Annotated in this window: 22 protein-coding genes and 1 pseudogene; 9 read left to right on the top strand and 14 right to left on the bottom strand. The window is 66.9% G+C overall.

The genetic code is table 11. The annotated features are described in order from the left end of the window. Positions 1 to 60: 60 nt before the first annotated feature. Positions 61 to 1269: an acetylornithine deacetylase gene (gene argE, locus IBX53_RS06430; RefSeq protein ID WP_290906941.1), complete on the top strand. Its 1209-nt coding sequence runs from the start codon at positions 61 to 63 to the stop codon at positions 1267 to 1269. 169 nt (positions 1270 to 1438) lie between these two features. Here argE and IBX53_RS06425 read toward each other — a convergent pair whose 3' ends face one another. Next, positions 1439 to 3151 (bottom strand): DEAD/DEAH box helicase, encoded by a 1713-nt coding sequence (locus IBX53_RS06425; RefSeq protein ID WP_290906934.1) that lies wholly within the window; start codon positions 3149 to 3151, stop codon positions 1439 to 1441. A gap of 456 nt (positions 3152 to 3607) precedes the next feature. Here IBX53_RS06425 and IBX53_RS06420 point away from each other — a divergent pair, with 456 nt between their 5' ends. Both IBX53_RS06420 and IBX53_RS06415 read left to right on the top strand, forming a co-directional pair. Next, on the top strand, positions 3608 to 4057 hold the full coding sequence (locus IBX53_RS06420; protein ID WP_290906932.1) for a YaiI/YqxD family protein: 450 nt from the start codon (positions 3608 to 3610) through the stop codon (positions 4055 to 4057). A 183-nt stretch (positions 4058 to 4240) separates the two neighbouring features. After that, positions 4241 to 4696 carry a hypothetical protein gene (locus tag IBX53_RS06415; RefSeq protein ID WP_290906930.1) on the top strand — a complete coding sequence of 152 codons (456 nt, stop codon included), beginning with the start codon at positions 4241 to 4243 and terminating at the stop codon, positions 4694 to 4696. 322 nt (positions 4697 to 5018) lie between these two features. On the opposite strand, the gene IBX53_RS06410 is transcribed toward IBX53_RS06415, so the two are convergent. The 6 genes from IBX53_RS06410 to IBX53_RS06385 form a co-directional block, all read right to left on the bottom strand. Continuing rightward, a complete protein-coding gene (locus tag IBX53_RS06410) occupies positions 5019 to 5387 on the bottom strand; it encodes a zinc ribbon domain-containing protein (RefSeq protein WP_290906928.1) in 369 nt (122 codons plus the stop codon). 4 nt (positions 5388 to 5391) lie between these two features. Beyond that, positions 5392 to 6624, bottom strand: coding sequence for a formamidase (fmdA, locus tag IBX53_RS06405; protein ID WP_290906926.1), 1233 nt, complete (start codon positions 6622 to 6624; stop codon positions 5392 to 5394). Positions 6625 to 6723: 99 nt separating this feature from the next. Next, positions 6724 to 6960 carry a hypothetical protein gene (locus IBX53_RS06400; protein WP_290906925.1) on the bottom strand — a complete coding sequence of 79 codons (237 nt, stop codon included), beginning with the start codon at positions 6958 to 6960 and terminating at the stop codon, positions 6724 to 6726. Next, positions 6957 to 7151: a hypothetical protein gene (locus IBX53_RS06395; protein ID WP_290906923.1), complete on the bottom strand. Its 195-nt coding sequence runs from the start codon at positions 7149 to 7151 to the stop codon at positions 6957 to 6959. The genes IBX53_RS06400 and IBX53_RS06395 overlap by 4 nt, the downstream gene beginning before the upstream one ends. 45 nt (positions 7152 to 7196) lie before the next feature. After that, complete coding sequence (locus tag IBX53_RS06390) at positions 7197 to 8201, bottom strand: glutathione S-transferase family protein (RefSeq protein ID WP_290906920.1); 1005 nt, start codon at positions 8199 to 8201, stop codon at positions 7197 to 7199. Between the two features lie 95 nt (positions 8202 to 8296). Further along, the gene (locus IBX53_RS06385) at positions 8297 to 9223 is read right to left on the bottom strand and encodes a LysR family transcriptional regulator (RefSeq protein WP_290906918.1); all 927 of its coding nucleotides are present in this window, start codon (positions 9221 to 9223) and stop codon (positions 8297 to 8299) included. Positions 9224 to 9338: 115 nt separating this feature from the next. On the opposite strand from IBX53_RS06385, the gene IBX53_RS06380 reads away from it, so the two are divergent. The 3 genes from IBX53_RS06380 to IBX53_RS06370 all read left to right on the top strand — a co-directional run bounded on the left by IBX53_RS06380 (position 9339) and on the right by IBX53_RS06370 (position 14093). Then, positions 9339 to 10184, top strand: coding sequence for a pirin family protein (locus IBX53_RS06380; protein WP_290906916.1), 846 nt, complete (start codon positions 9339 to 9341; stop codon positions 10182 to 10184). A 226-nt stretch (positions 10185 to 10410) separates the two neighbouring features. After that, positions 10411 to 12120, top strand: coding sequence for a peptidoglycan DD-metalloendopeptidase family protein (locus IBX53_RS06375; RefSeq protein ID WP_290906914.1), 1710 nt, complete (start codon positions 10411 to 10413; stop codon positions 12118 to 12120). A gap of 119 nt (positions 12121 to 12239) precedes the next feature. Further along, complete coding sequence (locus IBX53_RS06370; RefSeq protein WP_290906939.1) at positions 12240 to 14093, top strand: ABC transporter ATP-binding protein; 1854 nt, start codon at positions 12240 to 12242, stop codon at positions 14091 to 14093. Here the strand turns inward: IBX53_RS06370 and IBX53_RS06365 are convergent, their stop codons facing one another. Continuing rightward, positions 14094 to 15722 carry a L,D-transpeptidase family protein gene (locus IBX53_RS06365; RefSeq protein ID WP_290906912.1) on the bottom strand — a complete coding sequence of 543 codons (1629 nt, stop codon included), beginning with the start codon at positions 15720 to 15722 and terminating at the stop codon, positions 14094 to 14096. It lies immediately after the preceding gene. A gap of 147 nt (positions 15723 to 15869) precedes the next feature. Between IBX53_RS06365 and IBX53_RS06360 the strand changes: the two genes are divergently transcribed. The 3 genes from IBX53_RS06360 to IBX53_RS06350 all read left to right on the top strand — a co-directional run bounded on the left by IBX53_RS06360 (position 15870) and on the right by IBX53_RS06350 (position 19344). Then, positions 15870 to 16589, top strand: coding sequence for a murein L,D-transpeptidase catalytic domain family protein (locus IBX53_RS06360; RefSeq protein ID WP_290906911.1), 720 nt, complete (start codon positions 15870 to 15872; stop codon positions 16587 to 16589). An 86-nt stretch (positions 16590 to 16675) separates the two neighbouring features. Continuing rightward, positions 16676 to 17701: a patatin-like phospholipase family protein gene (locus IBX53_RS06355; RefSeq protein WP_290906909.1), complete on the top strand. Its 1026-nt coding sequence runs from the start codon at positions 16676 to 16678 to the stop codon at positions 17699 to 17701. Positions 17702 to 17943: 242 nt separating this feature from the next. Further along, on the top strand, positions 17944 to 19344 hold the full coding sequence (locus tag IBX53_RS06350) for a PhoH family protein (protein ID WP_290906906.1): 1401 nt from the start codon (positions 17944 to 17946) through the stop codon (positions 19342 to 19344). Positions 19345 to 19400: 56 nt separating this feature from the next. Here IBX53_RS06350 and IBX53_RS06345 read toward each other — a convergent pair whose 3' ends face one another. The 6 genes and pseudogenes from IBX53_RS06345 to IBX53_RS06320 all read right to left on the bottom strand — a co-directional run. After that, positions 19401 to 21218 carry a proton-conducting transporter membrane subunit gene (locus tag IBX53_RS06345; protein WP_290906904.1) on the bottom strand — a complete coding sequence of 606 codons (1818 nt, stop codon included), beginning with the start codon at positions 21216 to 21218 and terminating at the stop codon, positions 19401 to 19403. Beyond that, entirely contained in the window at positions 21215 to 22720 is a 1506-nt protein-coding gene (locus IBX53_RS06340; protein ID WP_290906902.1) for a proton-conducting transporter membrane subunit, read from the bottom strand. Before IBX53_RS06340 ends, IBX53_RS06345 begins: the two co-directional genes overlap by 4 nt. Then, positions 22717 to 24165, bottom strand: coding sequence for a proton-conducting transporter membrane subunit (locus IBX53_RS06335; protein WP_290906900.1), 1449 nt, complete (start codon positions 24163 to 24165; stop codon positions 22717 to 22719). The genes IBX53_RS06340 and IBX53_RS06335 overlap by 4 nt, the downstream gene beginning before the upstream one ends. After that, positions 24162 to 24803: an NADH-quinone oxidoreductase subunit K gene (locus IBX53_RS06330; RefSeq protein ID WP_290906898.1), complete on the bottom strand. Its 642-nt coding sequence runs from the start codon at positions 24801 to 24803 to the stop codon at positions 24162 to 24164. The genes IBX53_RS06335 and IBX53_RS06330 overlap by 4 nt, the downstream gene beginning before the upstream one ends. A 46-nt stretch (positions 24804 to 24849) precedes the next feature. Next, on the bottom strand, positions 24850 to 26202 hold the full coding sequence (locus IBX53_RS06325; RefSeq protein ID WP_290906937.1) for a sensor domain-containing diguanylate cyclase: 1353 nt from the start codon (positions 26200 to 26202) through the stop codon (positions 24850 to 24852). A gap of 126 nt (positions 26203 to 26328) precedes the next feature. Then, positions 26329 to 26784: pseudogene (locus IBX53_RS06320) on the bottom strand (tryptophan synthase subunit beta); the annotation flags it as partial.

Below are 26784 nucleotides of genomic sequence, written 5' to 3'. Positions count from 1 at the left end.
GCCTTCGGCCGCCCCGGCCGCCGTGATAGGCTTCCCACCATCGATACCAAGGAGCGCGCCATGACCGCCGCCGAGATGCTCGACCGCCTGGTGGGCTTCCCCACCGTCTCCCGGGATTCCAACCTCGACCTGATCACCTTCGTGGAGGGCTTCCTCGACGAGCACGGCGTGGAGCACTGGCGGGTGGAGAGCGACGACGGCAAGAAGGCCAACCTGCTGGCGCGCATCGGCCCGGAGGTGGCCGGCGGCGTGGTGCTCTCCGGCCATACCGACGTGGTGCCGGTGGACGGCCAGCCCTGGTCCACCGACCCCTTCACCCTGGTCGACAAGGGTGATGGCCGTCTCTACGGCCGCGGCACCTGCGACATGAAGGGCTTCATCGCCTGCGCCCTGGCCGAGGTGCCGCGTTGGGTTGCGCTCGACCTGGAAAAGCCCATCTGGCTGGCGCTCTCCTACGACGAGGAGGTGGGCTGCATCGGCGCGCCGCGCATGATCGAGAAGCTGATGGCCGAGCACCCGCTGCCCGCCGCGGTGATCGTCGGCGAACCGACCCTGATGAACCCGGTGGTGGCCCACAAGGGCGCCACCAACCTGCGCACCACCGTGACCGGCCGTGCCAGCCACTCCAGCCAGGTCAACCAGGGGGTCTCGGCGATCCACGTCGCGGCCCGGCTGGTCACCTTTATCGAGGAGGTGATGGCCGAGCTCCGCGCCGAGGGGCGCGTGGACGAGGCCTTCAACGTGGTGCACTCGAGCCTGCACGTCGGAAAGATCGTCGGCGGCACCGCCATCAACATCATGGCCCGGGAATGCACCTTCGAGTGGGAGATCCGCCACCTGCCGTCGGACCGCTTCGAGGAGCTGCTGGGCCGGGTCAACGCCCGGGCCGCCGAGCTCGAGGCCGAGATGCGCCGCCGCGCCCCGGAGGCGGCCATCGTCACCGAGGCGCTCAACGAGACAGTGCCGGCGCTGGCCGACGACAACAACGCCGAGGTGCTCACCCTGTGCAATGCCCTGCTCGGCGAGCGCCCCGCCGGCGCGGTGGCCTATGCCACCGAGGCGGGCCAGTTCCAGCGCCGTGGGCTGCCCACCGTGATCTGCGGCCCGGGCAGCATCGGCCAGGCCCACCAGCCAGACGAGTATATCGAGTGCGAGCAGCTCGAGGCTGGTACCCGCTTTATGGTTGGGCTGGGCCGGCGGCTGGCAGAGAACAACGCGGCCGGCACCGCCCAAGCGACGCGCCCCGCCATGCGACCGGGCACGGAATAGGCCACGGCGCAAAGCTCGCTCGATGACCCGCCCCCACGGGGCCGCAACTACCAAACCACAGCGCCCCGCACCGTTTCCGGTGCGGGGCGCTGTGAGGTCAGGCTGGTGGAAATTGACAGCCCGGGCCGCCGAACTGTCAGGCGTTAGCTGTCAGGCGTTCCATCAGACATCAGGCGCGTGACGGGCGACGGATCGGCGCGTCACCGTCCTCGCGACGACGGCGCGGGGCACGCTCGGGAGCACCGCTGTCTTCGCTGATCTCCAGGGCACGGCCGGCGACGCGGGCGCGAGCCATCTTGGCCAGGATGCTGGCCGGCAGTGAGTTGGGCAGCTCCACCACGGAGAAGGAGGTGCGGATATCGATGCGGCCGATACGGGCCCCTTCGATCCCACCCTCGTTGGCCAGGGCACCGACCAGTTGGCCGGGCTTGACGCCATCCTTGTGACCCACGGCCACGCGGTAGCGGGTCATGCCTTCGCTGGGACCGCGATCGCGAGCACCACCCTCACGGCGCGCCGGCTTGCCGTCGCGGTCGTTGCGGGTCTCCTTGCGCGGCGCCTGCATGCGGCCGATGGGGGCCTCGTCGGCACGGGCCAGGCGGGCGAAGGAACAGGCCAGCTCGATGGGGTCGTAACCCTCTTCGACCAGGCGGCCGACCAGGGCACGCTGCTCATCGGCACCGGCGGTCAGCGCGGCGATCACCTTCTGATGGAAGACCTCGTCGCGGTGAGCGCGGATGGCGGCCTCATCAGGCACCTCCATCTCGCTGAGCTTCTGGCCGGTGGCCTGCTCGATCCAACCGACCTTGCGGCCTTCACGGAAGCCGACGAAGGTGATCGAGATGCCGGTACGCCCAGCCCGACCGGTACGGCCGATGCGGTGCGTATAGGCCTCGGCATCCTGCGGAAGGTCGTAGTTGAAGACGTGAGTAATGCGCGGCACGTCGAGGCCGCGGGCGGCCACGTCGGTGGCGATCAGCACGTCGACCTTGCCACGCTTGAGGCGCTGGATGGTGCGCTCGCGCAGGCTCTGGTCCAGGTCGCCGGAGAGGCTGGCCACGTTGACGCCGCGGGCGGAGAGCTGCTCCATCAAGGTGGCGCAGGCGGCCCGGGTGCGCACGAAGACGATGGCGCCGTCCACCGGCTCCACCTCGAGGATGCGCGACAGCGCCTCCAGCTTGGCGCCGCCGTCGACGCGCACCAGGCGCTGCTCGATATTCTCGCCGGTGGTGGTGCCCGACTCGATGGCCACCTTCACCGGATCAACCAGGTAGCGGTTGACGATACGCTCGATCTCGGTCGGCAGGGTTGCGGAGAAGAACACCCGCTGGGCGGTCTTGGGGGTATCGGCGACCACGCGCTTGACGTCGTCGATGAAGCCCATGCGCAGCATCTCGTCGGCTTCGTCGAGCACCAGGGAGGTGAGGCCGTCGAGCTTGAGACTGCCGCGATCCAGGTGATCGATGACTCGGCCCGGGGTGCCCACCACCACCTGGGCGCCGCGCTTCAGGGCGCCCAACTGCTCGCGATATTCCTGGCCGCCGCACAGGGTGGCGACTTCCAGGCCCTGAAGGTTCTGGCCGTACTTGCTGAAGGAGACGGCCACCTGCTGGGCCAGCTCACGGGTCGGCGCCAGCACCAGCACCTGAGGCTCACGGCGGGTCAGCTCGAGACGCGACAGGATCGGCAGGGCGAAGGCAGCGGTCTTGCCGGTGCCGGTCTGAGCCTGGCCCAGCATGTCGCGACCTTCCAGCAGGGCCGGAATGGTCTGGATCTGGATCGGCGAGGGAATCTCGTAGCCCAGAGTCTTGACAGCAGAGAGAACAGCAGGCAACAGAGCGAGGTCGCCGAAGCTCGGCGAGGCGACAGAAGTCGAGGTCATCAATCACACCTTGGTAGGCCGGGATCACCGGCATAAATTCATTGGCGTCCCTGACGCGAACAAGACGGTCAGGCGCGCTGAACCCTCGAGGGGTGGCAGCACGGGACATCGGAGTCGGGGACGCCGGTCGCACCTGGCATCGGGTCCCTGCCATCGGGGATGGCGATCAGGAACCCTGTGGCGACCATTTGCGCCGATCTCGCCAGCGTGGCGGGATCTCGGTTGGCGCTCCATCTACACAATTCGAACGCTTGTGGCAGTCAGCGATGACGCTGGGCCTGGCGTTGCGGCGCCCATCCTGTGTTCGGTCGATGACCGTCAGCGATGGCGTCGTACATGATGGTGGGGTCAGCACATGCGAGGAAGGACGCATGCTACCATCGTCGCCTTCCCCTGGCCACCCTTTTCGCCGGGCCCGCCCTTCTTTCCATTCCTTTACCGTCAGGGAGACGCTCCATGCCGACGCTATGGGTCGACGCCGACGCCTGCCCCAAGGTGGCACGCGAGATCATCGTGCGCTCCGCCGAACGCACTTCGACCGCCGCCTGGTTCGTGGCCAACCATTCGGTACCGCTGCCGCGCTCGTCGTGGGTCAAGGCGCTGGCGGTAAGCCAGGGCTTCGATGCTGCCGATGACGAGATCGTCGAGCGTATCCAGGCAAATGACCTGCTGATCACGTCCGACCTGCCGCTGGCCATGGCGGCCATCGAGCGCGGTGCGAAGGTGATGACGACCCGCGGCGAGGCGCTCGACGCGAACAACATCCGCGCCCGGGTGCAGATGCGGGACTTCATGGAGACCATGCGCGCCAGCGGCGAGCATACCGGAGGCCCCAAGGGCTACACCGATGCGGATCGCCGCGAATTCGCCAATGCGCTGGACCGCTGGTTGGCAAAACACCGATAACCCTTCTCGCGAATGCCCTTGCCTGGCACCCGCTCACGGTGAAGGCATTCCGTATCAAGATCACGTTGACTGCAATAACACGGTTTATATGACAGGAGCAGTTGCGCTTTGTAGGTGCAAAATGCATCACATCCGCACCAAAGTGTTCAGTTTTTCCGCGGGCAGAGAGGTGGGACCATACCCTTGATACTGAACACCATTCTTGCTAACAATTGGTTCATTGAGAATTACAAAAATCTGGCACATGGTTTGCAAAAACTTACACATCGCAAACCACCAGATGTCTTTCTCATGAACCGTAGAGATTTCCTGAACGGCACTTATTCCATGACCCTGGCAGCCGCCGCCTTGCCTCTCCTAAAAGTCATGCCCGCCATGGCCAGCACCATCTCAGAAGCCGATGACGGCTCGGTGCGCCAGCGGTCAGAACAATCCCAAGAATCAGGTGCCAATGAAGGGCGGAGCCGCAGGCTTCGCCAACAGTCAGCCAGAACCCTGCAGATTGAGCACCAGCAGCCTCTGGAAGCTACTGATCGCAGAGGGCGTCAGCGTAGAAACGAGGCTAGGCGTGACGCCAGTCGAGTCGATAAAGATAAAGATAGCGCTGAAAATCTCCGCCGCCGAGGTCGGCAGCGTTAAACCGGTCAGTTTTTGACGTCGCGGGTGCCCGCCAGGCTATACATCGTATAGTCGCTTGATCATGACCGCCGAGACTTTCCACCGGCGGTTTTCTTCAGACTGCACCACTACCGTCTTGCGGTTTATCTTGACGACGTTATCTTACCCAGCAAGTGTGGACATCGATCTCGCCACGCTGTTTCCATGGCACCAGAAAGAGACTCTACATAGCTGACTCTGACCAGAATATTGAGTTGGCCGGGCGCTTACTGAACACGGCATGAGCGAACTACCCATCGAAAGATCGATGGGTAGTTCCAGTTGGTAGTGTTTTAAAAGATGACTAATGGCTAATCATCCAGGGCCGAGCGGAAGGAAACATCTTCTTGCCATCTGCAGTATAAAACACCTTGGGCTTGTCGCTGGCCTGTGCCACACAGCCACAGCCCTTCCCATGACGATGCTCATGACGAGCCTGCTCTTCGGCGCGATGCTCCGGCGTCGAAAATCTGGGCTCATGCTTACTGCGCTCATTACGGTCTATCGCATTCCGAGTGGCTGAGTCCATGGAATGTAAAGCCCGCGATATCATGATCACACGCGCCGACAATGCCCTGCATCGAGGGCAGGGTTTAGGCTCGGCACTCTCCGAGAGCGTGGCCAACTCCTGAAACAGCCCATGCTCACTACATTTGTAATCATAAAGTGGCATGGCATCACTCCTTATCCTGCGACAGCGGCACGTCCATACCTCCCTTGACCTTTACCTCGGGTCCTGAGGCACTGGGGTTCACGTCGAAATCGAATATCCCGGTGGGTAGCCAGAGTGTCGCACAGGCATTGGGAATATCCACCACCCCGCTGATATGACCCTCGACGGGGGCGCAGCCGAGAATGGCATAGGCCTGGGCGGGGGTATAACCAAACTTGGTAAGATATTCGATGGCATTGAGACATGCCTGCCGGTAGGCCACATGCACGTCCAGGTAGTGCTGCCCACCCTGCTCGTCCACCGAGATACCTTCAAAGATCACATAGTCATCATAGCGCGGTTTGATCGGGCTCGGTTTAAAGATCGGGTTCTTGATACCGTACTTGGCCATGCCGCCCTTGATGACGTTGACCCGAAGATGAATCCAACCCGCCATCTCGATGGCACCACAGAAGGTAATTTCCCCATCGCCCTGGCTGAAGTGGAGATCTCCCACCGAAAGTCCAGCGCCATCGACGTAGACGGGGAAATAGATCTTGGACCCTCGAGACAAGTCCTTGATGTCGCAATTACCGCCTTGCTCGCGGGGCGGCACAGTGCGTGCGGCTTCAGCGGCTGCGGACTTGGCTTGGTCTGACGGCATCCGCCCCATATGGGCAGTATCGGCGAAAGGCAGAGCAGCCAAGGGAGGCACACGGTCCGGATCGGTATCAACCAGCGCCTTTTCTCGTTTATTCCAATCCGCCAGCATTTCCTTGGAAGGCAGGGTGCCGATCAATCCCGGATGGATCAAGCCAGCAAACTCCACGTTGGGAATATGCCGGGACTTGGTAAACATGCCGTTGAAGTCCCAGATAGACTTCTGTGCTTCAGGAAAATGCTCGGTCAGAAAACCACCTCCATTCTTCTTTGCAAAGAATCCGTTAAAACCCCACTGGCTTTCCTTGAAGGCGCCAATATCCAGGATATCCACTTCCAGAAGATCACCGGGCTCGGCCCCTTCGACGCCGATAGGGCCTGACAGAAAGTGCACTTGAGTCAGGTCCACATCCCTTACATCATCGGCACTGTCGTTATTCTTTATCTGCCCACCGGTCCAGTCATAGCACTCAACAATGAAGTCATCGCCGGGTTTGACCTTGGCTACCATTGGAATATCTGGATGCCAGCGATTGTGGATCATGTCGTTGTCGTAGCAGGACTTGCCCAGATCAATCTTGATGATGGTATCGGCCATGGCAACCACTCCTCTGATTTCACTTGATCGGTTATTGACGCAGCAGAAACAACGCTTCGCGATTTCACTATCTGACAAGACGTTGGCGCTGACCATACGTCACTTGACGTAATTATCGGGGCGGATCACCAGCGTGTTGTCATGCAGATCGGCGTACAGGTGCGCGGAATCCACTTCACTCAGCATAGTTCGCGCCAGTGCTGGCAACACATGCGCGCGAAAGTCGCGGGCGAGGTCGCGAGCGCCGAAGCGAGCGTCGTAATCCTGCTGCAGCCAGCGAATCGCCGCCGGGCTCAGGCTCAGGTGCCGGCCCTGCCTGGCGAGGCGCTCATTCAACTTGCCAAGCTCAGGCCCATCTCACGATCGAGTTGCCTCAGCAGCAGGATGCCACCATCGGAGGTGACATCGCCGCCATCGAAGCGGGCGATGATCTGACGGCCTTTGCAGCGCGGAAAAGAAGCGGAAGGAATGGTACATTTTGCCATGGCGGCTGAGGCGGTTGATTCTGGTGTAGGAGCTTGAATCATAAACGATTTTCAGCCGCTTTTTTCATACCAGGTGCAATATCCGGGTTAACCCTTCTCACGGATACCCTTGCCCGGCAGCCGCTCACGGTCGTGGGGGCGATCGAGTTCCAGCAGCGGGCCGTGGGGCACGATGCGGGTGGGATTGATGTTGTCGTGGCTGTAGTAGTAGTGGCGCTTGATGTGATCGAAGTCCACCGTCTCCCTGATGCCCGGCCACTGATAGAGCTCGCGCACGTAGTTCGAGAGGTTCGGGTAGTCCTCGATGCGCCGCAGGTTGCACTTGAAGTGGCCATGATAGACGGCGTCGAAGCGGATCAGGGTGGTGAACAGGCGGACATCGGCCTCGGTGAACCACTCGCCGGCCAGATAGCGGTGCTCCGCCAGGCGCGCCTCCATGCGGTCGAGCGCCTCGAACAGCGCCACCACGTGCTTCTCGTAGACCTTCTGCTCGGTGGCAAAGCCCGACTTGTAGACGCCGTTGTTGATGTGGTCATAGACGTCGTCATTGACCGTATCGATGGTCTCGCGCAGCTCCTCGGGGTAGAAGTCCAGGCGGTTGCCGGTCAGCTCGTCGAAGGCGCCGTTGAACATGCGCAGCAGCTCCGAGGACTCGTTGTTGACGATGCGTCGCTGCTGCCTGTCCCACAGCGCCGGCACCGTCACACGACCGGTATAGCGCGCATCGGTCAGGGTATAGAGCTGGTGATGGAAGTCGACGCCGTTGACCGGGTCGCCGCTGGCCCCTTCGGCCACGTTGTAGGTCCAGCCCTCGTCGAGCATCAGCGGGCTGACGTGGGACAGGCCGACGAGCTCCTCCAGACCCTTGAGCTTGCGCAGGATCATGGCGCGGTGGGCCCAGGGACAGGCCAGCGAGACATAGAGGTGGTAGCGCCCCGCCTCGGCGGGCAGGCCCGGCTGGCCATCCGGCCCCTTCTCGCCGCCGGGAGTCACCCAGTCACGCAGCTTGGCGGATTCACGCACGAACTCGCCGCCGTGCTTGTCGGTGTCATACCACTGGTCGTGCCACTTGCCGTCGATCAACAGGCCCATGGGATTCCTCATTTGCTGGCGGCGTAACGCCACCGATTGGATCGTCATCCCTATCTTAGTGCGATATCATCGACGCTTCAGCGCATATTCTGGGCTCACTCTTTCGATAAAATTGAATCTTCTTCACCTGCTTCGGGCGCACAGCCCCTCGCCTCCCTCAGCAGCGCCTCGGCCATGGCCCGGGTGGCGGGGCCGGCACGGTCGCGGTCGCGGTGGATCAGCTGCACCGGGATCTCGCGCACGCCGCCGGCGGTGAGCGGCAGCGGCTTGAGCCGCCCCGCCGCCAGCGCGCCCTGGATGCGGGTCTCGGGCAGCCAGGCGAAGCCCAGGCCGCGCTCCACCATGTCGATAGAGGTCTCCAGGTGGCTCACGGTCCAGCGCTGTTCGGCCTTGAGCCAGCCGGCATCCATGGACTGGCGCAGCGCCGAGTCGCGCACCACCAGCTGGCGATGCTGCACCAGGTCGCGCAGGTCGAGCATGCGATCGAGCCCGTGCAGGGCGTGGTCAGGGTGGGCCACCGCCACGAAACGCACCGTGACCAGCGGCTCGCCCAGGAAGCCCTGGGCAGAGAGGCCGGAGATCACCAGGTCGGCGCTGCCGTCGTAGAGCATCTCGATGCCGCCGTTGAGCACCGTCTCGTGGAGCTGGACCCGCACATAGGGGTAGGCCTCGGAGAAGTCGTCCAGGGCGAGGGCCAGGGCGTCGGAGGGAAAGACCTGATCCACGGCCAGCACCACCTCCGCCTCCAGCCCCTCGGCGAGCCGGCCGGCCACATCCTCCAGGGCGGCGGCACTCTCGATCAGCTGGCGGGCACGGCGCAGCAGCAGCTCGCCGGCCTCGGTCAGGCGCACCTGCCGGCCGACGGGCTCCAGCACCTGCACACCAAGCAACTCCTCGAGCTTGTGCACCGCGTGGTTGAGGGTGGAGGGGCTCTTGTGGATCGCCTCGGCGGCGCGGGCGAAGCCGCCGTGGTCCACCACCGCGGCCAGCATCTGCCATTGGGCCAGGGTGACGCGTGACATTTCGAACTCCTCGAATGATTGAAGCGAAACATTGCGCTTAATTTTCGAAAAAGTCGGCCTAGAATGCCAGGCAATATGTCATGACGCACTCGACACGCCCCCGGAGGTTCCTGCCATGTCGACACGCACGCTTCGCCAGGTCGATCACCTGCAACCCAGCCAGCCCAGCCAGGACGGCGACGGCGTCAAGATCAAGCGGATCCATGACTTCGGCGGTGGCCTTGATCCCTTCCTGATGCTCGACGAACTCGGTTCCGATCAGCCAAACGATTACATCGGTGGCTTTCCGCCCCATCCCCACCGCGGCATCCAGACCCTCACCTACGTGATCCACGGCGGCCTGACCCACGAGGATCACATGGGCCACTCCAGCACCATCCATGCCGGCGACGCCCAGTGGATGCACACCGGCCGCGGCATCATCCATTCCGAGATGCCGCTCACCGACAGCCATGGCCTGCACGCCTTCCAGCTGTGGCTGAACCTGGCCGCCCGCGAGAAGATGAGACCGGCGGACTACCGGGATGTGCGCGGCAACGAGATGCCTCGCCTTGCCGGCGGCGGGGTCGAGCTGATCGCGCTGGGCGGACGCTGGACCCGTGACGACGGCGAATCCGTCGAGGGGCCACTGAACGCCCTGGCCGGCAGCGGCGGCGTAGCCCATGTTCGCCTGGCGGCGGGGGGCAAGCTGACGCTGCAGACCGACGCCCCTACCCTGCTGGCCTACGTGTTCGAGGGCGAGCTTGAGGTGGGCGATGCCCGGGTGCCGGCGGGCCATCTGGCGCGGCTCTCCAAGGGGGACCACCTGGCACTGGCCAGCGCCACGGGTGGCCAGGCCCTGCTGCTGGCGGGCACGCCCCATGAGGAGCCCGTCGCTCACTACGGGCCCTTCGTGATGAACAGCCACGCAGAGCTCGAGCAGGCGCTGCGCGACTATCGTGACGGCACCCTGACCGGCTGAACCCGACGTCCGTGACAAGAGCTTGTGTGTCATAGGGTTGATTTCCCGAGACGCTCGGGATTAAATAACACTTCTTAACAAACGGCGTTCATCCAAGTCTCCCGCACGGTAAAATTCCGGCGCGGGATGTTTACTGTGAATATGTACAGGATAGGCAGGTCATACTGCATGGGTTATGGTTCGCATGCCCTTTTATGTCTTTTCCATTATTCACTGGCCATTACCTATGTTGCGAATCCTTCATTCGCTGCCCCGCACGCACAAGTTGTTGCTGTTACCGGTTGCCACCATGGTTACCGTGCTGGGCGCACAGAAAATCGTCACCACTTACCAGGATGTCCAGCGCGAACACCACAAGCTCGACACCGTGATCGTCCCCCTCGAGATGGATGCCAGCCCCGGCCTTCCCTCGCTCAGTTTTCAACGCAGTCCTCTTGGCGATGCCATCGAGATGGCGAGCCAGGCGCTGGACGCCACCCGCCTCCATCTCCCCCTGACAAAGCTCGCCGATGGCGAGGCCCTCGATATTGACCTGATCGACAGCGCCTCGGCCGACGGCGACCTGCCCCTGGCGCTCACTCGCCCGGCCGCCAGCCAGCCTGGAGCCTCCGGCGCGGAAGAGGCGATTGCCGGCCCTCGGCTCGACCAGGGCGCCGTGCACATGGCGGTGGTGGTGGGCACCATCGGCAGCGGCATGCTCGACCATGACGGTACCCTGATGGCCGATGCCACCTCCTATGAGCCCGTGCCGGACGAGGAGCTCGGGCTGTTCGAGGAGGCCCCCATGATCCTCGAAAAGGAGATCGCCGCCACCGAGCCCTTCGTGCCGGAGTGGCAGACCTATACCGTCAAGCAGGGCGATACCTTCGCGGTGATGGCCCAGAACCAGCTGGGGCTCGGCTACAGCGAGGTGCTGCGCCTGCTCGACGAGCTGCCCGACAAGAACGCCCTCACCCGCTGGCGCGCCGGGAACAGCTTCGACTACCAGCTCGACGAGGAGGGAAAGCTGCTCGCCCTGCGCATGATGCGCAACGCCCGCAGCGGCTTCCTGGTGGAGCGCGATGATAGCGGCTTCGAGGTCGCCACCATCGAGCGCACCGGCGAGGCCTCCCAGCGCCTGTTCGCCGGCACCGTCAGCGGCAGCTTCGCCCGCTCGGCCCAGGCCACCGGCCTCTCCAGCGCGGAGATCAGCGAGCTCTCCCGCGTACTGGGCAAGAAACTCGACTTCCGCCGCGACACCCGTCGCGGCGATCGTTTCCAGGTGCTGGTGGAATCCGACATCATCGACGGCTCGAGCTTCGATCCCCGGGTACTGGCCGTGCAGTACGAGGGCGAGCGACTCGACCTGACCCTGGTACGCAACGGCAACGACAACAACTTCTACACCCCCGATGGCGAGAGCCTCGACCCGGCCTTCAACCGCTACCCCTTCGAGGGCAGCTACCGGCTGAGCTCCGGTTTCAACCCGCGCCGCACTCACCCGGTCACCGGCCGCGTGAGCCCCCATCGCGGTACCGACTTCGCCATGCCCATCGGCACGCCGGTGGTGGCGCCAGCGGATGGTCGCGTGGAGAAGGTGGCCAACCACCCGACGGCCGGACGCTATGTCGTGATTCGCCACGACAACGGCTACCAGACCCGCTACCTGCACCTCTCCCGCCCGCTGGTCAGCCGCGGTGATCGCGTGACCATGGGCGAGCGCATCGCGCTCTCCGGCAACACCGGCCGCAGCACCGGCCCCCACCTGCACTATGAGATCCTGGTGAACAACAGCCAGGTCAATGCGATGACCGTGTCCCTGCCCGAGAACAAGAGCCTCTCGGGCGACACGCTGGTGGCCTTCCAGCGCCAGGCCGAGCCGCTGCTGGCTGCCCTGCGGAGCGGCGACACCGGCACGGTGGTGGCCAGCCGTCGCGACGGCGACGACGAGGGCTGAACCCTCGCCTGACACCACCCAGCGCCCCGCCCTGCCGCGGGGCGCTGCGGTTAGGGCCCCTGCCAGATCGCTGCTGACCCTCTCTCCAGGCACGGAGACACCGCTTGTCCTCGCCCCATATGCGTCGCACCCAACCCGCCCCTCCCCCCGCGAACCGCCTGGCGGCCTTCTTCGGGGTCTTCCGCTACAGCCGCCGTGCGCTGGTGCTGGTCTGGCAGACCTCGCGGCCGCTCACCGTGGGCCTGGCGCTGTGCACCCTGGTGGCCGGCGTCCTGCCCGCGGTGGCGGCCTGGATCGGCCAGCTGATCGTCGACTCGGTGGTGGAGGCCATGGCCTACCATCGCGAAACCGGCGCGCCCCTCACCCTCGAGAGCGCCTGGCCGGTGCTGCGCTACGTGCTGGCCGAGGCCGGAGTGATCGCCGCCATCGCCATGGCCCAGCGCGGCCTCTCGGCCCAGCAGTCGCTCTTGCGCGCCCTGCTCGGCCAGAAGGTCAACGTGATGATCCTCGAGAAGGCCGGCACCCTGTCGCTCGCCCAGTTCGAGGATTCGGAGTTCTACGACAAGCTGACCCGGGCTCGCCGCGAGGCCTCGATCCGCCCGCTGGGGCTGGTCAACAAGACCTTCGGCCTCGCCCAGAACGGCATCTCGCTGATCAGCTTCGGGGTGCTGCTGGTGCAGTTCTCCCCCTGGGCGCTGCTGATCCTGGCCGCGGGGGCGCTGCCGGTGTTCCTCTCCGAGGCCAAGTTCTCCGGCGACGCCTTCCGGCTGTTCCGCTGGCGCTCGCCCCAGACCCGCATGCAGATGTACCTGGAGACGGTGCTGGCCCGGGAGGACAGCATCAAGGAGGTCAAGCTGTTCGGCCTGGAGCCGCTGCTGCTCGACCGTTACCGCAGGATCTTCGACACCCTCTACGGCGAGGATCGCCGGCTGACGATTCGCCGCGAGAGCTGGGGCTTCGGCCTCGGCCTGCTGGGCACCCTGGCCTTCTATGGCGCCTACGCCTGGGTGGTGGTGGAGACGGTGAGCGGGCAACTCACCCTGGGCGAGATGACCATGTACCTGATGGTCTTCAAGCAGGGGCAGGCGGCGCTCTCGGCGAGCCTGACCTCGGTGAGCGGGATGTACGAGGACAATCTATACCTCTCGAACCTCTACGAGTACCTGGAGCAGCCGGTGGCGGCGCAGGCCGGCACCCTGACCCAGGGCGCTCGCCCCGGCGACGGTATCCGCTTCGAGAACGTGGGGTTCACCTACCCCGGCGCCGAGAAGGCGGCGCTCTCCGGCATCTCGCTGCACCTGCCCCCGGGCGAGAGCCTGGCGCTGGTGGGCGCCAACGGCTCCGGCAAGACCACCCTGATCAAGCTGCTCACCCGCCTCTACGAGCCCGGCGAGGGGCGCATCCTGCTCGACGGCAGCGACCTGCGCGACTGGGACATCCGCACCCTGCGCCGGCGCGTCGGGGTGATCTTCCAGGATTTCGTGCGCTACCAGCTCAAGGTGGGCGAGAACCTCGGCGCCGGCGACGTGGCCGCCTTCGACGACGAGGCGCGCTGGCAGGAGGCGGCGCGGCGCGGCCTGGCCGACGACTTCATCGCCGCGATGCCCGGCGGCTACCACACCCAGCTGGGGCGGTGGTTCAAGGGCGGCCAGGAGCTCTCAGGCGGCCAATGGCAGAAGATCGCCCTGTCGCGGGCCTACATGCGCGAGAGCGCCGATATCCTGGTGCTCGACGAACCCACCGCCGCCATGGACGCCGCCGCCGAGGCGGCGGTGTTCGCCGACTTCCGCGAGCACAGCCACAACAAGATGACCATGCTGATCTCCCACCGCTTCTCCACGGTGCGCGCCGCCGACCAGATACTGGTCATCGACGGCGGCGAGATCCTCGAGCAGGGCAACCACGAGAGCCTGATGGCGGCCAACGGCCGCTACGCGCGGCTCTTCCGCCTGCAGGCGAAGGGGTATGAATAACTACAGCGCCAGCGGGCGGTTGAGCGCCCGCAGCAGGTCGCCGTCGCGCTCGTAGATGTCCGGGCGAAACACCAGCTGCCCTTCCTCTCCCGGGTGCACCGTCCAGTAGTGCAGGATCACCGGCATGGGACTGGCCAGCGGCACGTTGCGGGTCTGGCCGCTGGCGGTCAGAGCCTGAACGCTCTGGTCAGATCCGGTATCGTCCAGCAGCAGCTGGGCAAACTCCAGCACCCCCTGCACGCGGATACAACCGGAGCTGAAGGCGCGCTGCTCGCGGGCGAAGAGCCCCTGAGCCGGGGTGTCGTGCAGGTAGACCAGGTGGTCATTGGGGAAGCGGATCACCACCTGGCCCAGGGCATTCCGGGGCCCCGCCTCCTGGCGGATCATCACGTTGCCGGGGTTGTACCAGTCCACCCGCCAGGGATCGAGCGGCTGCCCCGAGGGGCTCAGCACCCGCATGTTCTGGCGCTGCAGGTAGCTCGGGTCACGGCGGATCGCCGGCAGCACGTCCTCGCGCAGGATGGTGGGCGGTACCGTCCAGGTCGGGTTGACGGTCATGTGGGTGATCTCGGAGCGCAGCGACGGCGTGCGCCGATAGGGTCGCCCGACCACGATGCGCGAACGCCAGATCTCGCCGCCGGGGCGGAAGTAGCTGAGCCGGTAGCCGGCGATGTCCACCAGCACGAAGGACTCCGGCAGGCCATGCAGCAGCCAGCGGGCGCGCTCCAGGTTGAGGCGGATCTGGTCGATGCGCACCGCCACCGGGACGTTCAGCGCCGCCCGGGTCTGGGGGCCGACGATGCCATCCGGCTCCAGCAGGTGGCGCCGCTGGAAGCGCCTGACCGCCGCCTCCAGGGGGCCATCGAAGCGGCGCGGGTCGGGGGTCTCGAGCTCGGCCCCCGGGAAGGCACCCGGGTCGGCGGCCATCACCTCGAGCTCCCCCTCCATAGCCAGCCGCTGCCGAAGACGGGCGACCACATCGTCCATGTCGTCCTCTCGAAGCACGCGCGGTTCCTCGGGGAGCATCGGCCAGCCTCCCACCCGCTCGATGTTGCGGTAACGGGCCAGGCCGTTGCGCAGCCGCTCGTAGGGGACATAGGCGGGGCGCGCCTCACCGAAGGCCTGTTCGAAGCGCTGGCCGTCCACGGCTCGGGACACCGCCTCAAGGTCGAGTCGCGCCGGCTCCACGGGGATCTCCCACTGGGGATCGACTCGACGCGGATCCAGGCGGCCGCGCTGCAGATGGCGCAGGGCGGACAGCAGCAGCGTCGAGGTCTGCAGGTCGAAGCGCGCCTGCTCGGCCGGGGCGGCATTCGCCTCCTGAAGGCGGCGATGCTCGGCCACCAGGCGGTCGGCCCGGTAGTCCCGCGGGTCCAGCCCATCGCTCTCCAGGGTCTCCAGGGCCTCGGCGAAGGCCGCCACCTGCTGGCGCTCCACCCAGGCGGCGCGGTGATCGCGGGCGGCATAGAAGCCTTGCAGTTCAGCGCCCTCCCCGGCCGGCATCTCGGCCAGCAGGCGGGCGATCTCTGCCTCCAGGCTGTCCCGCGGGGCCTCCCGCGGCTGCTCGGCGCCGACTGAGAGGGACAGCATCGTCGCCAATATGGCGAGGATGGCGACAAATGACCGCATGTTCTCTTCCTTTTATCGTTGAAGGCTAAACTGGCTTTCCCTGCCTGTCTCTCCATAATAGCCTCAGGTGCGGGGCCACAGGGAAGCGGGTCCCGCCTCGCCTTGCTGGGCCACCGGCCCGTCACCGACTCTCAAGGTACCGTCTTCATGACCCGATCCCTGCTTCCGCTCCCCCTGCTCGCCGGCTGCGCGCTGTTCGCTGCCGGCCAGGTTCATGCCGATACCTTCCTCGCCCAGGCCCTGCACCCCGAGGCGCTCCACGGCCAGGCCCTGGACCAGCGGCTGACCCGCCTGGCCCCCGGCGCTGACCCTCAGGTGCTGTCGCTGGCCGCCAATGCCCTGGCCTGTGCCGACCCGGAGGCCGAGCGCCTGGCGGTCATCGACTACTCGCTGCCCTCCACCGAGCCGCGCCTGTGGGTCTTCGACCTGTCCCGTGACGAGCTGATGTTCGAGGAACTGGTCTCCCACGGCCGCGGCTCCGGCGACGCCGTGGCCACCACCTTCTCGAATATCCCCGAGAGCTACCAGTCGAGCCTCGGGCTGTTTCGTACCATGAACACCTACTACGGGCGCAACGGCTATTCGCTGCGCCTGGAGGGGCTGGAAGCCGGCGTCAATGACCTGGCCTACCAGCGCGCCATCGTCATCCATGGCGCCGACTACGTCAGCGAGTCCTTCATCGAGCAGACCGGGCGCCTGGGCCGCAGCCACGGCTGCCCGGCGGTGCGCCAGGACGTCACCTACCCGCTGATCGACAGCATCAAGGAGGAGCAGTACCTGTTCGTCTACTACCCGGACCCGGAGTGGCTCGAGGGCTCCGCCTTCCTGGCCTGCGACCGCGACGACCGCCAGCTGGCCATGCGCTGAGGGAAGCGCTGGCCGCCCCGAGGTGAACTCTCTATGCTGTTCGTGATGCAATGCAGCACAACGCAACAGCCATGAGAGGCAAACCGATGACCAACACCAAACGTATCGACCTGGCGCTTCAGGGCGGAGGCTCCCACGGCGCCTTCACCTGGGGCGTGATGGACCGGCTGCTGGAGGACCCTCGCATCGAGATCGAGGGCATCAGCGGCACCAGCGCCGGGGCCATGAACGGCGTGGTGATGGCCGATGCCCTGACCCGCGGCGACCGTGATACCGCCCGCCAGGCGCTGCACGACTTCTGGGAAGCGGTCAGCCGCGCCGGCAAGTCCAGCCCCATCCAGCGCTCCCCGCTGGACAAGCTCATGGGCAACTGGAGCCTCGACCACTCGCCGGGCTATATCGCCATGGACCTGATGAGCCGGTTGGTCTCGCCTTATCAGCTCAACCCCTTCGACCTCAACCCGCTGCGCGACATCGTCAGCGAGCGGGTCGACTTCGAGCGGGTGCGCCGCTGCCCCGACCTCAAGCTGTTCGTCACCGCCACCAACGTGCGCAGCGGCAAGCAGCGCATCTTCACCCGCGAGGAGATGAGCCTGGATGCAGTAATGGCCTCGGCCTGCCTGCCCACGGTGTTCAAGGCGGTGGAGATCGACGGCGAGGCCTACTGGGACGGCGGCTACATGGGCAACCCCTCGCTGATGCCGCTGATGGAGCACTGCGGCTCCCAGGACATCGTGATCGTGCAGATCAACCCCATCTATCGCGAAGAGCTGCCCACCAGTGCCGCGGCGATCATGAACCGTCTCAACGAGATCACCTTCAACGCCGCCCTGATCAAGGAGGTGCGCATGATCGCCATGCTGCAACGCCTGCTCGGCGACCACGGCGTGGACATCGGCTGCTTCGGGGGCACCCTCTTCCACCGCATCGCCGGGGACGACACCCTGGGCAAGCTCTCGGTCTCCAGCAAGCTCAACTCCGAGTGGCCCTTCCTCTGCCATCTTCGCGACGAGGGTCGGCGCACCGCCGAGGAGTGGCTGGCCGAGCACTTCGAGGAACTGGGCAACCGCTCTACCCTGGATGTGGAGAGCGTGTACCGGGACATGGAGTAGCTCTCCGCTTGCGTTGATGCTTCGCTAAGCGCCCGCCTTGCCGTCTTGCCGGCCGCGGCGCCATGCTCAGAACACCGCAGCCGGCAGGGCCGCCGCCGGACCCGGGCCACCCGAACAGGAGGAACACCAGCACGGCATGACAACGTCGGCGGCTGTCACCTTCCTGACATCGCGCGCTGACAATGTCGACATCGGGACGTCACATGGGACGTCCGCTCGCGATAATCAGGAGAGCTGCGCCGATGGTACGCATCGACAAGAAGGCCACCCGCCTCTACGTGCTGGACACCAACGTCCTGCTGCACGACCCCGCCTCCCTCTACCAGTTCGACGAGCATGAAGTGGTCATCCCCATGACCGTGCTCGAGGAGCTGGACAAGCACAAGAACGGCGTCCGCGAGATCGCCCGCACCGCCCGCCAGGTCAGCCGCACCCTGTCCGACCTCACCGCCAACGTCGACCTCGAGCAGATCCGCAGCGGCATCCCCATTCCGCGCCTGAGCGGCCCCGCGGGGCGCCTGCGCCTGCTCTGCTACACCGACCTGAAGCCCCTGGAACCGCTCGAGGAGAACCCGGACAACCGCATCCTCGCCGAGGCCTGCCGGCTTCGCCAGGAGCGGCCGGACGCCTCGGTGATCCTGATCACCAAGGACATCAACCTGCGGGTGAAGGCCGCCGCCCTGGGCGTGCCGGTGGAGGATTACCTCAACGATCGGGCCTTCGACGACAGCGATGCCATGCTGGAGGGGGTACGGGTCTACCCGGACGCGGGCAGCGAGCTGTGGAATGGCCTGGCGCTGGACGTCAGCGTCGAGCGCGAGAGCCATCGGGTGATCTATCACCTCAACGGCGAGATCCCCGCCGAGTGGCACACGGGCATGCTGGTGGCGGACAGCGACGACGAGGGCGGCTTCGAGGCCATCGTGCGCGAGGCGAGCGGCCAGCGGGCCCGCCTCGAGCTGCTCACCAACTACCGCCACGGGGCCAGCGTCTGGGGCGTGCATGCCCACGACTGCCGGCAGAACTTCACCCTCAACCTGCTGATGGACGATGACATCGACCTGGTCACCATTGCCGGCAGCGCCGGCACCGGCAAGACCTTCATGACCCTGGCCGCCGCCTTCCAGCAGACCCTCGACACCAAGCGTTTCGAGCGCATCGTCTTCACCCGGGCACCGATCTCCATGAGCGAGGACATCGGCTTTCTGCCCGGCACCGAAGAGGAGAAGATGTCGCCCTGGATGGGTGCCTTCCATGACAACATGGACAACCTGCTGCGCGACGAGAACGGGGAGTCCAGTTGGGACAACGGCGCCACTCGCCAGCTGCTCGGCGCCCGTGTGCAGATCCGCTCACCCGGCTTCATGCGCGGGCGCACCCTCAACGACACCTTCCTGATCATCGATGAGGCCCAGAACTTTACCCCCAAGCAGCTCAAGTCCCTGGTCACCCGGGCCGGGCGCAACACCAAGATCGTCTGCCTGGGCAACGTCGGACAGATCGACACCCCCTACCTGACCGCCAACACCTGCGGCATGGCGGCACTGGTCCAGCGCTTCCGCGACTGGCCCCACGCCGGGCACGTGACGCTGAAGAGCGTCGAACGCTCTCGCCTGGCCCTGGCCGGCGAGGAGCTGCTCTAGCACGGCTACCCGCCTGACGCCCCCCGGATTCGACCCCAGCAGTGATCCGGGGAGCGTCAGGCGGCGCTGAACAGCAGCACCAGGGCGAGCCCCACGGCGACCACCATCATCAGCACCGCGGTGTGGCGACGCAGCCACCTCTCACCCCCTCCCAGCGCCTGAAGCGCCGCGGTGCCCGACCGCTCCAGCCCCACCCACCAGGCCACCCAGGCCGCCTTCATCACCGCCAACCGCTCAAGCCAGGGCCAGGTGGCCACCCACAGTCGACTCAGGCCACTCGCCAGCGGCCACCACAGGTCCCCCGGCGGCGGACGCCGCTTGGCCAGCCGCCGCAGCCGATAGCGAATCAGCCAGCCTCCCGGCAGGGCCAGCAGCACCCCCAGCAGTGCCGGCCACCAGAGGCCGGCGAGCTCTGCGGCTGGCGGTGGCTCCGGGCGCATGCCCAGCACCGGCAACCACAGCGGCAGCGTCAGGGCACTGACCATCAGCAGCAGCCAGGCCAGCGGCATGGGGGCGCCAAGCGGCACCAGACCGTCCCGGCGCGCCTGCCGCTCGCCCTGCCATTGGCACCACAGGGTGCGCGCCATCAGCAGCGTGGTACCCACCGCCGCCAGGGAGAGCCAGGTCACCAGCGCCGAGTGGCCGCCCTCGTAGAGTGCCGCCTTGAAGGCCCACTTGGTGGCCAGTCCCGAGCCCAGCACCCCCGCCAGCGAGAGCGCCGGCAGCGTCAGCAGCAGGGCCAGCACCCAGGCCGGCAGCCGCGGCGGGTGCTCGCCGATGCCCACGCCGAGAAACAGCACCCCCTTGGTCAGACCATGGTGGGCGGCGAACAGCACCACGGCGGGGGCCAGCGCTGGCCACAGCCCGGGGGCCACGAGGCCGGTTCCCACCAGGGCCGCGAGCATGCCCAGTTGGCTGACGCTGGAGTAGGCCAGCACCGCCTTGGGGTGGCGCTGGCAGACGCCCAACAGCGCTGCACCGAAGGCACCCACCAGGCCAGCGAGCAGCATGGCGCGCCCCAGCCCGATGAAGGCCGCCTCGGCGGAGGCCTCCCCCAGCGGCAGGGTCGCCACCCAGCCCACCACCCCGGCCTTGACCATGGCGCCGCTGAGCACGGCGCTGGCCGGCGTGGGGGCCACGGGGTGCGCCAGGGGCAGCCACAGGTGCAGGCCCGCCACGCCCGCCTTGACCCCGAAGCCGAGCCATAGCAGCAGACCGATCCAGGCGCCGTGGGGAGCGGTGGCGAGCCCCTCGCGGAACTCGCCCAGGGTCAGGGCTCCCAGGCTGCCGGCGCCCCACAGCAGGCCACCCAGGATCAGCCCCTCGCCGAATACCGCCATGATCAGGTAGGCGCGCCCACCGGTCAGGGCAACGCGGGTGCCGGAGTGAATCACCAGGCCGAAGGCCGCGAAGGTCATCACCGCAAAGCCCAGGTAGAAACTGGCGATGTCCTCGGCCACCAGCAGCAGCAGGTTACCGGAGAGGGTCAGCGGCCAGAGCACGGCGAAGCGCGAAAGCCTCGTGGCCGAGGCGCCGTTACCGGCATTGGCTCGGTCACGCTCTCCCGCCAGATAGCCGCGGGCGTACCAGCCGGAGAGGAGCCACAGCAGGGCGCTGAACGCCAGCAGCACCCGACGCGGATCATCCAGCACCCAGACACCGCCCAGCAGCCAGGCCGATAGCGAGAGGCTGCCGTCGGGCCCCAGCAGCGCCAGCGCCAATGCCGGCAGCGGTGCCGTGGCCCACAGGGTGTCGAGGGGGAAACGCGTCTCGCCGTGTTCGACAAGCGCCACCATCAGCGGCTCGCGCAGTACCAGCGCCAGCGGCCAGAGCAGCGCCGCGATCATCAGCACCGCGAAGGTCACCTGGCTCATGGCAGATACTCCAGGTTGGCCACCCGGGTCGCCCACTCAAGCGGACTGAAGGGCATGCCCGCCAGCAGCCCCGCCATCACGCTGAACAGCGCCGTGGCCAGCATCGGCAGCAGCAGCCAGCTGCTGGTCTCGAAGCGGCCGAGATGGCGCTCCTCCGGCCAGGTGCCCACGCCGTGGTCGGGGCCGGGGCAGAACCACAGCCGATAGAGGATCGGCAGGAAATAGGCGGCGTTGAGCAGGCTGCTGACGACCAGTACGGCGATCACCCAGGGCATGCCCGCCTGCACCGCCCCGGTGCCCAGGTACCACTTGCTCAGGAAGCCCACCAGCGGCGGAACGCCGATCATGCCCAGCGCGCCCACACTGAAGGCCAGGCTGGTGAGCGGCATGCGCCGCCCTGCCCCGTCGAGCTCGTCGATGCGATGAATGCCGAGCTCCTCGGCGTAATTGCCGGCGCAGAAGAACAGGGTGATCTTCATCAGCCCCTGGTGCAGCAGATGGGAGAGTGCGGCGATGGTACCCAGCGGCCCGAAAAGCCCGACGCCCAGCACGACGTAGCTGACCTGACTGACCGTGGAGAAGGCCAGCCGCGGCTTGAGCTCCACCTGGGCCAGGGCGCGCAGCGAGGCATAGAGGATCGTCACACTGGCAATGACGGCAAGCCCGGTGAGCAGCCCCAGCGCCTGGCTGAATTCGGCACCATAGACGTCATACACCAGCCGCACGATGCCGAAGGCGCCGGCCTTGACCACGGCCACCGCGTGGAGCAGGGCACTGACCGGCGCCGGCGCCACCATGGCCCGGGGCAGCCAGCCATGCAGAGGTACCAGCGCCGCCTTGACACCGAAGCCGGCGATCAGCACCCAGAAGATGGCGATCAGGACACCGCGCTGCTCCGGGCCAAACTCGGCGAGGATCTCGCGCTGGCCGAAGCGGATATCGCCGGCCAGGGTGTGCAGCGCCACCATGCCGATCATCAGGACGAGCCCCGCGGTGAGGGTGAAGCGCAGGTAGAGGGTGGCCGCGGCCAGCGCCTTCGGGGTACCGCGATGAGCCACCAGCGGATAGGTGGAGAGGGTCAGCAGCTCGTAGAAGATCAGGAAGGTGAAGAGGTTGCCGGCCAGGCTGATGCCCAGGGTGCTGGCCACGCAAAGGCTGAAGAAGCCGAAGAAGCGGCGCCGGTTGGGGGAGTCCTCCAGGTAGCCGATGGCATAGATGGTGGTGAACAGCCACAGCAGGGAGGAGAGCCCGGCAAACATGATGCCCAGTGCATCGGCGCGCAGCACGAAGGCCAGCCCCTCCAGCACGGGAAACTCCACGGCGTAGGCCTGGCCCTGGCTCAGCCCACGCACCATCCAGGCCACCAGGCCGATCTTGAGCACCGCGGCGCCCAGGTTGAGCCCGGTACGGGCGCGGACGGCACCCTCCGGCAGCAGGAAGATGATCGCCGCCGCCGCGAGCGAGGTGGCCAGGGTGGCGACTGGAAAGAAGGAGGCGCTCATGGCACGCCTCCCTGGCGAAGAAGCGACAGCGGCCACTCTGCCACCAGGCCCAGGCCCACGGCGGCCAGGGCCAGCAGCAGCGGCACCAGGTCCATACCCCGCGGCAGTGTCTGAAAGTCATGGCGCGGTGCCTCCTCGACGAAGGAACAGCGCAGCACCCGGAACACATAGGCCGCGGTCAGCAGGGTGCCGAGCACCAGCACCACCACCCAGAGCCACTGGCCCGACTGCAGGGAGGCCTGCATCAGCAGCCACTTGGCGGTGAAGCCGGCGCTGGGCGGCAGGCCCATCAGGGTCACTGCGGCGATACCGAAGGTCATCAGCGACAGCGGCAGCCGACGGCTGGTGCCGGCCAGGCCAGAGAGGCGGCTGGCGCCGGTGGAGAGCATCAGGTTGCCGGCGGCCATGAACATCGCCGCCTTGGCCAGGGCATGGCCGGCCAGCTGCAGCCAGGTGGCCTGCCAGGCCAGTGTGGCCACCGATGCCGCGGTGCCGGCCAGCAGCGGGAAGAGCAGCATCAGGTAGCCGAGCTGGCCCACCGTGGACCAGGCCACCACCTGCTTGAGCGAATCGGCTCGCCACGCCTTGAGCCCACCCCACAACACCGCCGACCCGCCCAGCAGCCCCAGCGCGCCGGCCGCCGTTTCGGCCTCCGGCAACAGCAGTCGCCACAGGGTGATCAGGATGAAGAAGGAGGCCTTCACCACCAGCGCCCCGTGCATGGCACTGACCGGGGTCCAGGCGCTGGAGTGGACCGGCACCAGCCAGCCGTGCAGCGGGAAGATCGCCGCCTTGAGCAGCAACCCTCCGGTCAGCAGCGCCATGGCGATGCGGGTGGTGACATCGGGCTCGACCACCGCCGCGAGGCCGGCCAGTTCCAGGGTGCCCCAGGCGCCCAGCAGCAGCGTCACGCCCAGCAGCCAGGCCAGTGACCCCACCAGCGCATAGAGCAGGTAGCGCAGGCCGGCGCGAATCGCCTCGGCCTTGCCGGGCAGCAGCATCATGCCCACCGCGCACAGGCCCATCAGCTCCAGCCCCGCATAGAGCAGCAGCAGGTCGGCGGCCACCCAGATCAGCCCCAGCGCGAGCACCAGCCCACCCAGCAGCGGCCAGAAGCGAGCATGGGTGGCCTCGGGAGGCAGCGCCGCACGGCGGTGTCCCACGGCGTAGGCGGCACTGGCCAGCAGCACCAGCTGGGTCAGCAGCAACAGCAGGGCCGACAAGGCATCCAGCCGCCAGTGCAGCGAGAGTCCAGCCAGCGACAGGCTGCCGTGCAGTGCCCCCTCCCCCGCCCGGGGCAGCAGCCACAGCGTCGCCAGCGGCAACACCCCGCCGGCCAGCGCCACTCCGCGCATGTGGCGAGGCGGCCTCCACCAGGCCAGCAACCCCAGCAGGAGCGGAGCCACCAGCGCCAGCCACAGCAGCAGGTTGGCGGCTGACATCATGGATCGCCCTCGGGCTCGAGGGTCACGCTCCCCTCCAGGGCATACAGGCGGCGCAACAGCATCACACCCAGCACCGAGCCGACCAGCGCCACCGCAAGCCCCACCAGGATCAGCCCCTGGACCTGCGGGCCGGGGCCGGCGAGCCCGGCCAGCAGCAGGAAGACGCCGGAGCCCAGCACGTTGAACGCCAACAGCCGGCGCAGCAGGTGGCGATGGTGGGAGAAGGCCCAAAGGCCCAGCGCCATCACCAGCAGGCCGGCAGGCATCAGGGTAGGGTCGGCATCCCCTTCCAGCGGCAGCCGCCCGGAACGCAGCAGCCCCACCAGCGCCAGGCCGGCGAGCGACAGCCAGGCCAGGGCGGCGAACCAGCGCGCCGGCGCCTCGCCGACACGCTGCTTCGTGGCGTCCCGCTGCGGCAGGCGCGGCACGTCCCCCGCCCGGCCCAGCGCATGCAGCAGCGCGGTACCGGTGAGCAGCGCACCCAGCAGCGCCTCGACGACGGCCAGCCAGGGGACACTCAGCTGCCACCAGGTGTAAGACATCACCAGAGCGAAGACGATGAATGCCAGGCAGGCGCGGCGCAGATGCCGATCGATCAGGCAGAGAAGTGCCAGTAGAATCAGGGTGATTGAGGTCATGAACAGGATCCTGACCACTTCCCGGCGCGATTGCCAGACCGCACCCTCACGTTGGGTCAGCGTCACTGAAGGGGGGCGTCATGCCGTCGGGCCCGCAGATCCGATTGCGCCCCTCATGCTTGGCCCGGTAGAGGGCTCGGTCGGCGTCACCCAGGGCGACATCCAGATTGCCGTCGGGAGGGAGGTTTGCCAGCCCCAGGCTGACCGTGAAGCGGAGGATCTCTCCTCCCTCCACCTCCAGGGTGATCTCCTCCACCGCCCTGCGCAGGCGCTCGAGAATGGCCCAGGCCTCGGCGAGCGAGGTATCCACCAATACCACCACGAACTCCTCGCCGCCGATGCGGGCGAACAGGTCGTAGGGGCGCAGGCACTCACGGCAGGTCGCCGCGAAGACCTGCAGGGCGAGATCGCCGGCCGCATGGCCGTGGGTGTCGTTGAGGGCCTTGAAGTGGTCGAGGTCGAGCATCGCCAGGGGCAGAGCCTGGCCTTGACGCAGGGCACGCGCGTGGACCGCCGCCCCCTGCTCGAAGAAGGCGCGGCGATTCAGCGCTCCGGTGAGCATGTCGGTGCTGACCAGCCGGCGGATCCTCGACTCCTCGGCCTTGCGCTCGGTGACCTCGATCAGCAGGCCGTCCCACAGGGTGCTGCCGTCACGGCGACGCTGTGGTCGGGCGCGGGCCTCCAGCCAGCGCAGGCCGCCCGGCAGGTCGAGGCGCAGCTCCAGCTGGCAGGGCTCCAGGCTCACCGCCGACTGCGCCAGGGCCACCTCGAGCCGTCGACGATCCTCCGTCGTGACCCGCCCCAGCAGCCGCTCGATATCGTCCATCACCTGCTCGGGCGTCAGCCCCGTCAGCGCCATCAGCCCTTCGCTGGCGTAGAGCAGCTCCAGGTGGCCGGCCGCATCCTGGCGCAGGCGGAACACCGTCCCGGGCAGGCGCGAGACGGTATCCCCGAGCCTCGCCAGCAGCTGCCGGTCGTGAAGCTCCCGCTCGCGCATGCCGGTGACGTCGTACTGGATCACCAGCAGCCGCAGTGCGCCGTCGGGGCACTCCTCCAGAGGCTGGATCATGGTGGTCTGGTGGCGCAGGTCGCCGTTGGCGCGACGGCAGAGCAGCACGCCCTGCCAGGGCTGGCGGGTGGTGCGGCAGTGTTCCAGGGCGAGAGCAAAGCCGCCGTGCAGGGGGTCGGCATCCAGTGTCACCGCCCGACGGCCGAGGAGCTGCCCGGGAGCATGGCCGGCATGCCGTTCGAACTCGGGATTGACCTGCAGCACCACCCCCTGATCATCGAGGAGCATGACCGCTCCCGGGTAGCGCGCCAGAAACAGCTCACCCAGGCCGGAAGCGACGCGCTCCTCCCCGGCCCACCAGCGATGCCATGCCCGCCTGACTCTCTCCATGCTCAAGCCACGACACTCCCTGCGTCCAGTGAAAGGGCCTCTCCGAGCCCGGCTTTCACCCTACCGCAGAATGCGCTGGCGGGCACCTGTACGCCTGGCCGATGCCGATCCGGCCGAGGGCGCCACCTAGAGGCCGAGCTTCTCCGCCACGTAGTCGGCGTCCTTGTCGCCACGACCGGAGAGGTTGACCAAGATGTGCTGGTCGGCCGGAAGCGTCGGCGCCACGCGCATGGCCCAGGCCACGGCGTGGGCGCTCTCCAGTGCCGGGATGATGCCCTCGACCCGGGAGAGGGTCAGGAAGGCGTCCAGGCACTCGTCGGCCGGCTCCACCCCCACCAGGTGCACGAACTCGTCGTCCAGGAAGGCGGTGAACATGCCGATGGCGTTGGAGCCGCCGCCCACGCAGGCGGTGACGTGGTCCGGCAGGTGGCCATGACGCGCCAGGAACTGCTCGCGAGACTCGCGGCCGATGACCGACTGGAAGTCGCGCACCATCTTCGGGAAGGGGTGCGGCCCCACCACCGAGCCGATGGCATAGATGAAATGCTGCGGGTCCTTGAGATACTCCTCGAAGGCGCTGTC

The sequence above is a fragment of the Halomonas sp. genome, from assembly GCF_014859505.1.
GTDB lineage: Bacteria > Pseudomonadota > Gammaproteobacteria > Pseudomonadales > Halomonadaceae > Halomonas.
Note: the sequence above shows the minus strand (reverse complement) of the source record. Positions and strands in the feature narration are given on the sequence as shown.

Coding starts and splice junctions, on each gene's coding strand:
- IBX53_RS06335 (WP_290906900.1), bottom strand. CDS start 24,165: ATGATGTCAGCCGCCAACCTGCTGCTGTGGCTGGCGCTGGTGGCTCCG.
- IBX53_RS06355 (WP_290906909.1), top strand. CDS start 16,676: ATGACCAACACCAAACGTATCGACCTGGCGCTTCAGGGCGGAGGCTCC.
- fmdA (WP_290906926.1), bottom strand. CDS start 6,624: ATGGCCGATACCATCATCAAGATTGATCTGGGCAAGTCCTGCTACGAC.
- IBX53_RS06425 (WP_290906934.1), bottom strand. CDS start 3,151: ATGACCTCGACTTCTGTCGCCTCGCCGAGCTTCGGCGACCTCGCTCTG.
- IBX53_RS06325 (WP_290906937.1), bottom strand. CDS start 26,202: ATGGAGAGAGTCAGGCGGGCATGGCATCGCTGGTGGGCCGGGGAGGAG.
- IBX53_RS06330 (WP_290906898.1), bottom strand. CDS start 24,803: ATGACCTCAATCACCCTGATTCTACTGGCACTTCTCTGCCTGATCGAT.
- argE (WP_290906941.1), top strand. CDS start 61: ATGACCGCCGCCGAGATGCTCGACCGCCTGGTGGGCTTCCCCACCGTC.
- IBX53_RS06375 (WP_290906914.1), top strand. CDS start 10,411: ATGTTGCGAATCCTTCATTCGCTGCCCCGCACGCACAAGTTGTTGCTG.
- IBX53_RS06395 (WP_290906923.1), bottom strand. CDS start 7,151: ATGATTCAAGCTCCTACACCAGAATCAACCGCCTCAGCCGCCATGGCA.
- IBX53_RS06385 (WP_290906918.1), bottom strand. CDS start 9,223: ATGTCACGCGTCACCCTGGCCCAATGGCAGATGCTGGCCGCGGTGGTG.
- IBX53_RS06420 (WP_290906932.1), top strand. CDS start 3,608: ATGCCGACGCTATGGGTCGACGCCGACGCCTGCCCCAAGGTGGCACGC.
- IBX53_RS06365 (WP_290906912.1), bottom strand. CDS start 15,722: ATGCGGTCATTTGTCGCCATCCTCGCCATATTGGCGACGATGCTGTCC.
- IBX53_RS06345 (WP_290906904.1), bottom strand. CDS start 21,218: ATGAGCCAGGTGACCTTCGCGGTGCTGATGATCGCGGCGCTGCTCTGG.
- IBX53_RS06390 (WP_290906920.1), bottom strand. CDS start 8,201: ATGGGCCTGTTGATCGACGGCAAGTGGCACGACCAGTGGTATGACACC.
- IBX53_RS06410 (WP_290906928.1), bottom strand. CDS start 5,387: ATGCCACTTTATGATTACAAATGTAGTGAGCATGGGCTGTTTCAGGAG.
- IBX53_RS06380 (WP_290906916.1), top strand. CDS start 9,339: ATGTCGACACGCACGCTTCGCCAGGTCGATCACCTGCAACCCAGCCAG.
- IBX53_RS06370 (WP_290906939.1), top strand. CDS start 12,240: ATGCGTCGCACCCAACCCGCCCCTCCCCCCGCGAACCGCCTGGCGGCC.
- IBX53_RS06360 (WP_290906911.1), top strand. CDS start 15,870: ATGACCCGATCCCTGCTTCCGCTCCCCCTGCTCGCCGGCTGCGCGCTG.
- IBX53_RS06350 (WP_290906906.1), top strand. CDS start 17,944: ATGGTACGCATCGACAAGAAGGCCACCCGCCTCTACGTGCTGGACACC.
- IBX53_RS06340 (WP_290906902.1), bottom strand. CDS start 22,720: ATGAGCGCCTCCTTCTTTCCAGTCGCCACCCTGGCCACCTCGCTCGCG.